Genomic DNA, 12,612 nt, shown 5'->3' on the forward strand with positions numbered 1-12,612 from the left:
TGGATCATTTGGCAGGTTCGGCGAGCGGCGCGGCCTGCTCGCCGGACGTTTCCGCCGGCGTCGGCAGCAGGAACACGGCGGACAGGATCAGGAAGACGAGGCCGAGGCCCGCCAGGATCAGGTAGGTCGCGGAAAAACCGATGCGGTCGTAGCCGATGCCGGCCAGCGACGACAGCGCGAAGATGCCGATCGAGTGGCCGAAGCTCACGCCGACCATGTAGACGGTCGAGGCGAGGCGGTTGTCGAAATGGCGCGCGATGTAGCGGAACAGCGAGACGGCGAGGATCGGCAGTTCCACCGAGTGCAGCAGCTTCATCGCCGAGATCGAGACGGGACCGACGGCGAGGCCGGAACCGGCGATCCGCACGAGCATGATGGAACCGGCCAGCAGCAGGCCGTTCTTCGCGCCGATGCGGCGCACGAGCAGCGGCGCGAGGAACAGGCCGCCCGCCTCCAGGAAGATCTGCGCGGAGTTCAGGTAGCCGAACATCGCGACGCCCGTCTTCGGGTCCGGGAACAGCGACGCGAAATAACGTGAGAACTGCTGGTCGAACACGAGGTACAGGTTCGTCACGCCCAGCACGAACACCATGAAGCGCCAGAAGCCCGGCATGCGCAGCAGCGCGAAGGCGTCGGCCAGCTTGACGCCGTCCTTGCCGCGCACGCCCGGTTCGGCCGGGCCGCCACGCGTGACGGCCAGCAGCGCGAGCATCACGCCGCCCGCCAGCGACGCGAGCGCGAAATTGATGCCCGGGTCGACGTTGTAGATGCGGCCACTGAACGCGGCGGCGCTGGCGAAGCCCAGCGAGCCCCACAGCCTCACGCGGCTGTATTCGAAGCCGTCGCGGCGGCCGATGCGGTCCACGTACGATTCGATCGCGTAGCTGCCGGCATTGAACGTGATGCCGAGGTACAGCCCGCCCACGACGGCGCCCAGCAGGATGTTCGTCTTCAGCAGCGGCGCGTAGAGGAACGGGAAGAACAGGCCGGACAGGGCGACGAGCGCGGCCACCGTCCACAGGATGTTGCGGCGGGTGCCCACGCGGTCCGACACGAAGCCGTAGATCGGCTGCGAACACATCGCGGCAAAGGCGTTGGCGGCAAAGACGATGCCCGCCTCGGTCCCCGACAGCTTGAGCGTCTGCCCCAGCCAGACGGCGAGCAGCGAGATGCTCATCGCCTGGGCGAAGAAGTAGATGTAGACGTAGCCGCACAGGAAGCGGAATTGCGATGTGCGCGTTGCCATGGTGTCTCCTGGTTATCGTTATAACTGCTTGCCGAAATACTGTTGGCGGGACGCCGCGAAGTCAAGGGCAAGATTGCTTCCCTCCTCGCGCCGGACCACGATGGTACCCGCCAGCGCGAGCACGGCGTCGAGCGCCGGCGGCTGCGCACCGGCCGCCTGGCAGGCCGCGGTACCCGCTGCGACGGCGACGCGCAAATGGCTGCCGCCGGCCCGCTCCGGCCACGTCATGAGGCTGTACAGCAGGCCGCCGATGCTGGCGTCGCCCGCGCCCACCGTGTCGACGACGTCCACGGCAGGTGCGGCGGCGCGCCAGGTGCCGTCGGGTCGCACGAGGAGGGCGCCGTCGGCGCCGCGCGTGAACAGGTACGTCGCGGCCGGATTCATGGCGCGCAGGGTTGCGAACGCCGCGTCGGCATCGTCGATGCGGAACAGGCCGCGCACGTCCTCGTCGGACACCTTGACCACGTCCGCCAGGCCCACCATCGTGCGCAACGTCTCGTCATAGCGCGCGTCCATCAGCGCGCGGAAGTTGGGGTCGTAGCTGATCTTCGCGCCGCGCAGTTTCAGGCCGCTGGCCAGCGCGACGAGCGTGCCGGCGAGCGGCGCGCGCGCAAGGCTGATGCCGCCGAAGTGGACCCATGCGGCGCCGTCCTGCCACCCGGCCGGCAGATGGTCCGGATCGAAGTGCAGGTCGGCGCTGTCCGTGCCGATGAAGAAGTAGCGGGGCGGGTGGCGTTCGTGCACGACGGCCAGCAATGGCGGGCGGTCGACCTGCTGCAGGAAGCGCTGGTCGAGACCCGCTGCCGCGTTGGCGGCGGCGAGTTCGAGGCCGAACACGTCGCGGCTGACGGCGCCCGCGAACGCGCTCGGGATGCCGAGGCGGGCGACGACGCGCGCCACGTTCCACGTCGAGCCGCCGGTCTGGCTCGTCCACGTGCAGGGGCCCGTCGCGAGCAGGTCCGTCAGCGCTTCGCCCGCCGCGACGAAGCGGGGCAGCGCGGTCATGGGTTCGCCTCCAGCGCGTGCAGCACGTCGTAGCAGGCGCCCATCGTGTGATAGTCCGTCTTGCCGGCCGGGCTCTTCTCGTTGGTCAGCTTGCGGTTGTCCTGGCCGAGGATGCGGTACCAGGCGCCGTGGTCGTGGTCGACGAAGTGCGCCCAGCTGTACGCCCAGATGCGGTCGTACCAGTTCCAGTAGGCCGGGTTCCCGGTGCGCACGGCCAGCAGCGCGGCGGCCGCGAAGCTTTCGGCCTGCACCCAGAAATACTTGTCGCCGTCGCAGATGCTGCCGTCCGGCGCGTAGCCGTAGCAGATGCCGCCGTGCTCCGCGTCCCACGCGCGCAGCAGCGCGGCGTCGAACAGTTGGATGGCGCGCGGCGCGAGCCATTCGGCGTCGCCCGCCAGGTGGGCGCGGTGGCGTTCGAGCAGCAGCAGCAGCTTCGCCCATTCCGTCAGGTGGCCGGGCTGGTAGCCCCAGGGCCGGAAGATGTTCGTCTTGTCGTCGCGGTTGTAGTCCCAGTCCACCGACCAGTCGGCGCGATAGTGTTCCCACACGTAACCGTCCGCGAGGGCGGCCTGGCGCAGCGTGATGTTGCGGGCCAGCGTCTCGGCGCGGTGCAGGTAGCGCACCTCGCCCGTCGCCTCGTACGCCGCCAGCATCGCTTCGCACGAATGCATGTTGGCGTTCTGGCCGCGGTACGCGTCGAGCACGGACCAGTCGGCGCTCGCCTGGTCCGCGTACAGCCCGTGTCCGGGTTCCCAGAAGCGCGCCTCCATCAGGTCGAACGTCTCGGCGAGGTAGCCGCGCGCCTCCGCGACACCGGCGCGCAGCGCATGCGCATACGCCAGCATGACGAAGGCGAGGCCGTAGCAGTGGTTGTCGCCGTCGAGGACTTCCTTGCGGCCCGCGTCCCACGCGAGCTGCCAGGCGTAGCCGCCCGTGCGCGGGTCGCGGTGGACGTCGCGCAGGAAGGCGACGCCGTGGCGCACGGCCGCGAGGTGATCCGCGCGCTTGACGCGGCAGTACGCCGTCGCGTAGTTGAAGACGAAGCGCGTGCTGCTGACGAGGTGGCGCGTCGCGCGGTCGTACACCGTGCCGTCGTCGCGAAAGAAGTGATAAAAACCGCCGCTCGGGTCGATGCAGCGCGGGTGATAAAACCGCATCGTATGGGCGATGTGGTCGAGCAGGAAGCCGGGAGAACGGAAGTCGGGTGCCATGGCGCGGTTCTCTATCGTTGGGTTGGGAGGGACGGTTGGGGCCAGGCGGCGATGCGGTACCGGGTTTCCCACGGCGCGTCGGGACCGATGGCGATCCCGAGGCGGTCCGCCAGCGGATGGTTCGCGGGCGCCGTCGCGACGCGGCCCAGGTCGAACAGGCTGTTCACGGGTTCGGCGCCCAGCGCCAGATGGCTGCTCATCCAGGGGAAGTGGATGCGGCCGCCGTTGCTCACCCAGAGCAGCAGGTCGGGCAGCTGCGCCGTGTCCCACCACAGGCCGACGCAGGCGTCGTAATCGAGGTAGTGCAGCGCGATCGGCGCGGCGCCGTCCTGGCCGCCGATCGCGCGCACCTGCAGCAGTTCCTCGGCCGGCCCGGCGAACGGCAGGTGCGCGAGGTCGATGGGGCCGTCGACGCCGGCCAGGCTGTCCAGCGATGCGGAGCGCGTGTCGGTCAGCAGCCGCGACACCGCGCCCGCCGGCTGGGCGGGATAACTGTGGATGCCGTCGTGCGGCCCGAGCACGATGCGCACGCGCCCCGGTGCCGGCGGCAGGCGGAACGTCGGATGCAGGCCGGCGGGCACGCGCGCCGCGCGGCGGGCCCATACGCGCAACGTGATGTCGACGGCCGGCGCGTGCGGGTCGGCCGCGATCTCGCGTTCGATGTGTTCGATCGGCGAGCCGGCGGGATAGTCGATGGCCAGGCGGATGCGGGTGTCGGTCGCCGACACGCAGCGCCAATGGTGGTTGGCCGCAAAGCCGTGGTCCCACGCATCCTCGGGCGCGCGCGGGCCCCAGCCGGCGCGCAGGCCCGGCGGCGCTTCCGTGCAGCCGAACGGCAGGCAGGGCCACTCGCCGCGCAGGCGCCGCATGATGCCGGGCAGGGTGCCGGCGCGCGTCATGCCGGCCCAGGGGGCCACGTGCATGATCTCCAGTTCCCGCTCGTCGCCGATGCGCAGGCTCAGGGGGCCGAGCATCGCGCCCAGCGACTGCACGTCCGCGCTGCCGTGGTCCCAGGTAAGACGCCAGCTGCCGGTCATGCGGACGTTCCCGTGTGTGCGGCGTTGAAGTCGCCTGTGATCGCGTGTTTCATGGCAGCGGCGGCCAGCGCGAACCCGGCCACGTCCGCCGTCGCCATGCCGGACTGGAGTCCGTGCAGGACGCCGGCCGCGAAGGCGTCGCCGGTGCCGATATGGTCGACGGTGCCGGACAGCCGGTAGCTGCCGCCGGTCACGGACTTCGTGCGCGTGTGCAGCACGGCCGACAGCTCGTGCTCGTCCGTCCGGTGCGCCACGCGGCCGGTCCAGGCCAGCATGGCCAGGTCGGGAAATGCGGCGAACGCGCTTTGCACCGCATCCCGCTCGCGCGCGGGATCCGCCAGTTCGGGGCGGTCGAGCACGAGGGCGATGTCGCGCGGAGCGGCGAACAGCACGTCGGCCATGCGCATCGCCTCCGGCAGCGGCGGCTGCGCCGTGCCGTCGAACGCGACGCGCACGCCCGCGGCGCGCGCCGCCCGCATCGCCGCGAGTACGGCCTGGGCGGGGCCGTCGCCGGCGGCCGGCGCGATGCCCGACACGTGCAGCCACCCCGCGCCGTCCAGCAGCGCGGGCCAGTCGTACAGGCCGGGATCGGCCAGCGCGTATGCGGAGCCGGCGCGGTCGTAGATGATCTCGGACGGACGCGCGACGGCATCCGGCGTGATGAAGTACAGGCCCATGCGGCCGGGGCGCAGGCGGATGCCGGCCGTGTCCACGCCGTGCGCGCGCAGGCTGTCGAGCGCGGCGCGGCCGAGGGAGTTGTCGGGCAGGACGCTGACCATCGCGGTGCGGTGGCCGAGCAGGGCGAGCGCGACGGCGACGTTCGCCTCGGCGCCGCCCGCGCACGCGTCCAGCGCCGGCGTCTGCAGCAGCATGCGGCCCGGCGGGGCGGCGAGGCGCAGCAGGATCTCGCCGAAGCAGACGATGCGGCCCGCCAGGTCGGGACGGGCGCTCATCGGGCGAGCCAGCCGCCGTCCACCGGCAGGACGATGCCGTGGACGTAGTCGCTGGCGCGGCTGGCCAGGAACACGGCGGCGCCGGCCAGGTCGCCCGGCTGGCCCCAGCGGCCGGCCGGGATGCGCGCGAGGATGGCCGGCTCGCGCACCGGGTCCGCGCGCAGGGCCGCCGTGTTGTTCGTGTCGAAGTAGCCGGGCGCGATGGCGTTGACGTTGATGCCTTGCGCGGCCCATTCGTTGGCCAGCGCGCGCGTGAGGCCCGCGACGGCGCTCTTGCTCGCCGTGTAGGCCGGCACGCGGATGCCGCCCTGGAACGACAGCAGCGAGGCGATGTTGACGATCTTGCCGCCGCCGTTTTTCGCCATGTGGCGGGCCGCGACCTGGGACACGAAGAAGACGGATTTCAGGTTGGTGTCGATGACGGCGTCCCAGTCCGCCTCCTCGACGTCGAGGCTGTCGGCGCGGCGGATGATGCCGGCATTGTTGACGACGATGTCGAGCCGGCCGTTCAGGCCGACGGCGGCGGCGACGACGTCGCGCACGGGCGCCGTGGACGACAGGTCGGCGTGCACGTCGAGGAAGCGGCGGCCGAGCGCGCGGACTTGCGTGGCCGTGTCGTCGGCGGGAGTGCGACCGGCCGCGACGATGTCGGCGCCGGCCGCGGCCAGCGCGAGGGCGATGCCCTGGCCGAGGCCCGTGTTGGCGCCCGTGACGAGCGCCGTGCGGCCGGCGAGGTTGAACAGGTCGAGCATGGGGGGCCCCTTCCTTATTTCAGCTGGCAGATGTCGAGGACCTGCATGTCCGTGTAGTCCAGGTTCTCGCCGCCCATCGCCCAGATGAACGCATAGTTGGCCGTGCCGGAGCCCATGTGGATCGACCACGGCGGCGACACGACGGCCTGCTCGTTGGCCACCACGATGTGGCGCGCCGAATCGGGTTCGCCCATGAAGTGGAACACGCGCTGGTCGTCGTGCAGGTCGAAATAGAAATACACCTCGGACCGGCGCTCGTGGACGTGCGGCGGCATGGTGTTCCACACGCTGCCCGTCTTGAGGATCGTGAGGCCCAGCAGCAGCTGGGCGGACTTGCAGACGCCCGGGATCACGTACTGGTAGATCGTGCGTTCGTTCGACGTCGCGGCGCTGCCCCGTTCCAGCGGGATCGCCTGGGCGTGCGTGATCTTGACGAGTTCGCAGCGGACGTGCGCGGGCGTCGACGCGAGGTAGAAGCGGGCGGGGTTGGCCGCGTCCAGCGATTCGAAGACGACTTCACCGCTGCCCATCGGGACGTACAGGCCGTCGCGCGGGGCCAGCTCGAACGCCTGGCCGTCGACGGTGACACGGCCCGCGCCGCCCGCCACGTTGATGATGCCCAGTTCGCGCCGCGCCAGGAAGGGCTGGCCGGCCGCGGAAGGCGGCTCCGTGTGGGTGGGCAGGGCCAGCGGGCCGGCGACGGGCGCCGCGCCGCCGATGACGAAGCGCTCGTCGTGGCAATAGTTCAGCGTGACGGCGTCCGGCGCGAACATCCGGTCGATGAGGTAGCGCTGGCGCAGCTGCTCGTTGCTGGCGCCCGCCATCATGTCGGGGTGGGTGGCGTAATACGTCTTGTCGAACACGGAGGTCTCCTCGCGATGAATATCGGTTATCGATAACAATCATATCAGGGTATTTCGAAAAGTAAAACCCCGCGGGAGGCGCGCCGGCGCAAAAAAAATGACCCGCCCGACGAAGTCGAGGCGGGCCGAATACGGGACTGGAACGTACCCGCAAGGAGATCGCCATACCGGCATGAACCGGCTATGCCCGAGCGTACAGCGCAAGTTAACGATAACAAACCTTGTCGTCGAGATCAACAGGTTTTGTTGCGTCCCGATTTCCTTCCCGGCGGCGGGGGGTTTGTCGCGGACGCAACACGTGGAGGTAACGATAACAAATCTTCATCCATTTCGTTGTGCTCGTGTTACGATCGCCAGCGCTATCGATAACACAACAGTCGAAGGAGGAGGCAGCGTCGTCGGTGGCATCCATTGAACTGGTTAGCAAACATATAAGGACAATCATGTATAACCATTCGCGTCAGAGGTGGAATGCGTTGCGCGGCAACGCAAAAGGAAAGATGGTGGCATTGGCACTGGCGTCCGCGCTGGTGCTCGTGGGGAGCGGCGCCAGGGCCGTGACCTTCGTCGCCACGCCGATGGTCCAGCCGGTCGTAAGCGGTACCGGCTTCCGCCATCCGGGACTCGGCTTCACGCCGGAGCAGCTGGAGTACGTACGCCAGCAGATCCGCGCCGACGTCGAGCCCTATAAATCGTATTACAACACCCTCGCGACCGTGTGCTGCAACTATGCGAACATCAACTTGCAGCCCACGAACCGCGACGCCACGAAGGTCGATACGCCGAACACGCCGAACTACAACAGTACGACGGCACAAACGCGCATGATCAACGATTCGCAGGGCGCGTTGACGCAGGCGATCCTGTACTACGTCACGGGCCGCAACGAATACCGGCGCAACGCGATGCGCATCCTGCGCACGTGGAGCAACATGAACCCGAACGGGTACGCCTATTTCCCGGACGCGCACATCCACAACGGGGTGCCGCTGTCGCGCATGCTGATGGCTGCGGAGATCATGCGTTATACGCCGGCCGATCCGACCTATACGGATTACCCGCTCGCGTGGACCGACACCGACACGCAGAAGCTCAAGGACAACCTGGTCGATCCGATGGAGCGTACCTTCTTCTCCAGTAACGAGCGGTTCAGGAACCAGCAACAGTATTCGCTCGTCGGCCGGATCGCCGGCGCGATCTTCACCGACAACCGTGCGCGCTACGACGAGTCGGTCGAATGGCTCACCGTGAACGCCACCTCGACGCGCCAGGACATCAACGGCGCGATCATGTCGGCGATCGCGCGCATCGACGCGGACGACCCGCTCAACAAGACGGGCAAGACGTTCTACGAAGTGCAGGAGATGTCGCGCGACGGCGCGCACGCGGGCGACAACGTCGACATCCTCGGCGGCCTGCTGCGCCTCGTGACCGCGCAGGGCACGAAGGTCGATCCGTTCACCGGCAAACCGTCGTCCGGCGGCGACGCCGTGAGCGTCTACCGGTTCGGCGACGACCGCCTGCTGCGTGGCGCGAACGCCTACGCCGAATACATGCTCGGCTACGACACGCCGTGGGCCGACACGACGGGCGGCACGTCCGGCATCTCGCCCGCCTATCGCGGCCGCCTGTACGAGGTCGACGCGATCGCGGAGATCTACAACACGTACAAATACGTGGAAGGGGTGGACGTCGACGCCGAAGCGCCTTACCTGGCGACGGCGGCGGCGCATGCGAACGGCCCGGCCATCCCGTGGGGACCGGCGACGCCCAACAACAAGGACATGGGCCCGACCGCCATCTTCACCTTGCCGCAGGCGCTCACCGGCGTGCAGCTGCCGGCCAGTACGGCGGGCATCCTGGAGACGGAGCGCAAATCCATCTTCCTCGACGGCGGCTGGGCGATGCAGACCGAGGGCGACCGCACCTTCGGCCATGCGGGCGTGACGCCGGCCGGCGCCACCATCGTGTTCCACGACGTGCAATACGCGGACCGCTCGAAGTACGCGCCGGTCGGCATCATGGTGCGCACCAGCGCACCGGTCACGCTGTCCGCGAGCGCCAGCCGCGACGCCAGTCCGTGGTCCGTCATGACGGTCCCCGACACGCACGGCGCATGGCGCTACATCGTGCCGGACACGTCGGCCGCCGCCATCGGCAGCCGCGCGCTCGGCGACAACATCATGTTCTTCAAGTTCTCCGGCCCCGAGGGCGCGACGGTGGACATCGACTATGTGAACATGGCCGCGCCCACGCAACTGACGCCGCCGCGCTTTGCCATGCCCGTGTTCCCCGTCACGGAAATCGTCGTGCAGGGCATGCCGTACCGCGCGACCTATGCCGCGGCGGACGCCAACACGGCGGACAGCGTTGCGTACGAGGCCGTCCGGCTGCCGGCCGGGGCGACGGTGAACACGTCCAGCGGCGCGTTCGACTGGACGCCGGCGCCGGACCAGGTGGGCGTGCACGACATCGTCGTCGCCGCGACTGACGGCGTCGCCGTCAGCACGATGACGGCGCGCATGGACGTGCAGCCGGACCGCGCGTCCGCATTCCAGGCCGCGCTCGACGGCTACGATCCCGCTGCCGCCTACACGACGCCGTCGCTGGCCACGTTCAAGACGGAGCTGGCGCCGCTGCAGCAGCAGATGGCGACCGTATCCGATGCCGATTTCCCGGCCCTGCTGAAGGCCGTGCAGGCGGCCGTGCGCAAGCTGGAGCTGGTCAATCCGAAGGTCGCCTCCGACGGCAGCCTCGACTGGAGCAAGAACATGGTGACGACGATCGGCTTCGGCGCGGACCGTCCGGCGCTGCTCGTCGACAATAACTACAACAGTTATTCCGGCGACCTGCGCGCGCCGATCACCATCGACTTCGGCGAGAACTACCGCGTGGCGGTCGGTGCCTTCGGCATCCAGGCCCGCTACATGTTCGGCAACCGTTCGCAGGGCGCCAACGTGTACGGGTCGAACGACAACGTGAACTGGACCTTGCTCACGAGCCGCGAGACGACGGACACGAGCGGCCGCAACTTCGAGATGGAAGTCATCCCCGTGCTGCCCGGCCTGGAGACGCAACAGTACCGTTACTTCATGGCACGCGTCGACCACCCGGGCCCGCCGACGGATCCGGCGTATCCCGGCATTTCATCGTATGGCGAGTTCCACTTCTACGGCACCCGCTATGACCTGCTGGCGCCCGTGGACCTGACGGGCAACGTCCGGATCGCGCGGTCCGGCCTGACGATGAACCGCTTCACGCAGAAGTACGCCGGCACGGTGACGTTCACGAACACGGGCGGTACGGCGCTCAAGGGACCGCTGCAGTTCCGCCTCGCCGGCCTGACGAGCGGCGTCACGCTCGACAACGCGACTGGCGTGAAGGACGGCGTGCCCTACGTCACCCTGAACGAAGCGGAACTTGCGCCGGGCCAGACGGCGACCGTGACCACGACGTTCTCGAACCCGGCGAAGGCCACCATCGCCTATACCCCACAACTGTTCAAGGCACAATACTAGGAGACACACCATGCAGTCCATCACTCACCGCGCGGCCCGGATGCTGGCCGCAACCTGGATGTACCTGTGCGCCGGCGTGGCGCTGGCGGTGCCGGTCCACCACGTCGACATCGATACGTCGGCGCTGGGCACGGGGACCGCCTACCTGGGCATGTCGTTTCTCAGCGTGGGCGGCGCGACGCCGGCCAGCGCGTCGGTCACCAATCTCGCGGCCGACCTGCTGGGCATGCCCGTCGGCACCGGTTCCGTGGCAGGCGGACCGCCGGGCGCGCTGACGTTCACGAGCGAGGCGGGCGGCGGTGACTGGTTCCAGGCGATCCAGCTCGGCGGCCACGTCGGCTTCGACGTCAGCTTCCTGTTCGGCGACGGCACCGACGGCAGCACGTTCAGCTGGTCGCTGTTCGACGACACGCACTACCTCGGGGTCGACGGCGACCTGGGCAGCATCGCCCTCCATCCGGACGCGGCGCCGGACGGGCGCCTGACCATCACGCCGGACAATGCGTTCACAGCCGTGCGCGCCGTTCCGGAGCCATCCACGCTGCTGCTGGTGGCGCTGACCGGCTGCATGCTGGCGGCAGTGCGGCGCCGGCCGGCCTGACCGTGTGCGGTGGCGCGCCGTTGGGCGCAGCCACCGCGTTCGGGCCTGGGAACCCGCGCGGGCCCGAACGCGCCGCTACCGTCCGCCCGCCTTGCCGCTGCTTCCGGCCGGCGTCGGCGGACTGCCGAGTACCTTGCGCAAGGCGTCGGCCTGGGCGTTGGTCTCCTTGCTGTCGATCGCCTGCAGCGCGGTCATCGGCTTGCCGTAGTAGGCCTCGGTCAGGCGCTGGTTGTAGCGGACGTCGTTGATGCCCACCGTGGCCGCGTTGCCGAACAGGCCCTTGCTGCCCGACCACGCGACGACGTCGCCCGCCGTGGAGCCCTGGGCCATGCGCGCGAAGTTGACGACCGTGAGCCCGGCGTCGGCGCTGAGCGAGAAGTTGTTACGGTTGCGGAAACTGTCGACGGCTTTCTGGTTCAGCAGCACCAGGGCGATCGGCCCGCCTTCCACGCCGGCCTGGAGTCCGATGCTGAGGCCGCCGGTGTCGAAGAACACCGGGTTGCCCCAGGCGCCATCCGCGCGCCGGGCCATCAGCACGCCCGCGCCGCCGGCACCCCCGACGCCGAGCGCGGCGCGGCCATAGGTGGGCACGATGAAGACGCCGCGCGCGCGGCCCAGCAGGGCCGCCATGCCGGTCTCGTTGCTCATCGTATGGACGACGCCCACGGCGTCGCTGACGTGCTTGACGGCGGCCTGCTGGCGCCGCGTGGCGGAGTCGTTGTCGGTGCCGTGCGCCGCCTGGCCCGCCGCCGCCGTCGCGGACCGGGACGGCTGGGCATCCTGTGCGGTGGCGGCCGGCAATGCGAAGGCGAGCATGAGCAGGGCGGCGGCGCCCAGCAGGGCATGCCGCAGGGCGGACCGGCGCCGGCCCGCACGAGGCGGCGGCGTCGTGCGTGGCATCGCGTGCATCATGTTGTTCTCCTCGGTTCGGCCGAACGGATCGGCGATGAAGGTGGAGAATAGGAGCACCCCGGGGGCGGGCTTGACATGTATCAGTCGTGCGCCGGTCGGTATCATGGGCCATGGTCTATCAATTTTTCGCCGCCATGGTGCTGTTATTGCACCTGGGCTTCATCCTGTTCGTCGTCGCGGGTGCCGTACTCGTCGCGCGCCGGCGCCGGCTGCTGCCGCTGCACCTGGGCGCCGTCGCCTGGGGCATCCTGATCGAGGCCACCGGCGCGGCGTGCCCCCTGACCGGGCTGGAGAATCACCTGCGCATGCTGGCCGGGACGGCGGGCTATGCGGGCGGTTTCGTCGACCATTATCTTGTCGGACTCATCTATCCGTCCGGTCTCACGAGCGGCATGCAATGGGGACTGGCCGCGGCCGTGCTGGCGCTGAACGCCGTGCTGTACATCCGCATCGTGCGCGGGGGCCGGGACGACCGCGATTGATCCGGATCCGCGGCTGGAGCGGACGGGACGCA

The 12,612-nt window shown here is 69.4% G+C and carries 11 protein-coding genes; 3 read left to right on the forward strand and 8 right to left on the reverse strand.

Translation table 11 applies throughout. From position 1 onward, the window contains the following. Positions 1 to 4 precede the first annotated feature (4 nt). The 7 genes from ACEN98_RS30135 to kduI are packed head-to-tail and all read right to left on the reverse strand — an operon-like array spanning position 5 to position 7,067. Entirely contained in the window at positions 5 to 1,246 is a 1,242-nt protein-coding gene (locus ACEN98_RS30135) for an oligosaccharide MFS transporter (RefSeq protein WP_413388499.1), read from the reverse strand. Between the two features lie 18 nt (positions 1,247 to 1,264). After that, positions 1,265 to 2,251: a carbohydrate kinase family protein gene (locus ACEN98_RS30140; protein WP_413388501.1), complete on the reverse strand. Its 987-nt coding sequence runs from the start codon at positions 2,249 to 2,251 to the stop codon at positions 1,265 to 1,267. Next, the gene (locus ACEN98_RS30145; protein WP_413388503.1) at positions 2,248 to 3,462 is read right to left on the reverse strand and encodes an AGE family epimerase/isomerase; all 1,215 of its coding nucleotides are present in this window, start codon (positions 3,460 to 3,462) and stop codon (positions 2,248 to 2,250) included. The genes ACEN98_RS30140 and ACEN98_RS30145 overlap by 4 nt, the downstream gene beginning before the upstream one ends. Before the next feature lie 11 nt (positions 3,463 to 3,473). Next, on the reverse strand, positions 3,474 to 4,499 hold the full coding sequence (locus ACEN98_RS30150; RefSeq protein WP_413388504.1) for a hypothetical protein: 1,026 nt from the start codon (positions 4,497 to 4,499) through the stop codon (positions 3,474 to 3,476). Continuing rightward, the gene (locus ACEN98_RS30155; RefSeq protein WP_413388505.1) at positions 4,496 to 5,452 is read right to left on the reverse strand and encodes a sugar kinase; all 957 of its coding nucleotides are present in this window, start codon (positions 5,450 to 5,452) and stop codon (positions 4,496 to 4,498) included. Before ACEN98_RS30155 ends, ACEN98_RS30150 begins: the two co-directional genes overlap by 4 nt. Then, positions 5,449 to 6,204: a 2-dehydro-3-deoxy-D-gluconate 5-dehydrogenase KduD gene (kduD, locus tag ACEN98_RS30160; RefSeq protein WP_413388506.1), complete on the reverse strand. Its 756-nt coding sequence runs from the start codon at positions 6,202 to 6,204 to the stop codon at positions 5,449 to 5,451. The genes ACEN98_RS30155 and kduD overlap by 4 nt, the downstream gene beginning before the upstream one ends. Before the next feature lie 14 nt (positions 6,205 to 6,218). After that, positions 6,219 to 7,067, reverse strand: a complete 849-nt coding sequence (kduI, locus tag ACEN98_RS30165; protein ID WP_413388507.1) for a 5-dehydro-4-deoxy-D-glucuronate isomerase — start codon at positions 7,065 to 7,067, stop codon at positions 6,219 to 6,221. A gap of 503 nt (positions 7,068 to 7,570) precedes the next feature. Here kduI and ACEN98_RS30170 point away from each other — a divergent pair. After that, positions 7,571 to 10,585, forward strand: a complete 3,015-nt coding sequence (locus tag ACEN98_RS30170) for a putative Ig domain-containing protein (protein ID WP_413388508.1) — start codon at positions 7,571 to 7,573, stop codon at positions 10,583 to 10,585. Between the two features lie 10 nt (positions 10,586 to 10,595). Continuing rightward, a complete protein-coding gene (locus ACEN98_RS30175) occupies positions 10,596 to 11,186 on the forward strand; it encodes an NF038129 family PEP-CTERM protein (RefSeq protein ID WP_413388509.1) in 591 nt (196 codons plus the stop codon). A gap of 75 nt (positions 11,187 to 11,261) precedes the next feature. Here ACEN98_RS30175 and ACEN98_RS30180 read toward each other — a convergent pair whose 3' ends face one another. After that, complete coding sequence (locus tag ACEN98_RS30180) at positions 11,262 to 12,098, reverse strand: lipid-binding SYLF domain-containing protein (protein WP_413380434.1); 837 nt, start codon at positions 12,096 to 12,098, stop codon at positions 11,262 to 11,264. Positions 12,099 to 12,208: 110 nt separating this feature from the next. Here ACEN98_RS30180 and ACEN98_RS30185 point away from each other — a divergent pair, with 110 nt between their 5' ends. Next, positions 12,209 to 12,580, forward strand: coding sequence for a DUF2784 domain-containing protein (locus ACEN98_RS30185; RefSeq protein WP_413380432.1), 372 nt, complete (start codon positions 12,209 to 12,211; stop codon positions 12,578 to 12,580). The last annotated feature ends 32 nt before the right edge of the window (positions 12,581 to 12,612 follow it).

Origin of the sequence: Massilia sp. CT11-137 (genome assembly GCF_047302885.1) — a bacterium.
GTDB classification, from domain to species: domain Bacteria; phylum Pseudomonadota; class Gammaproteobacteria; order Burkholderiales; family Burkholderiaceae_D; genus Telluria; species Telluria orientalis.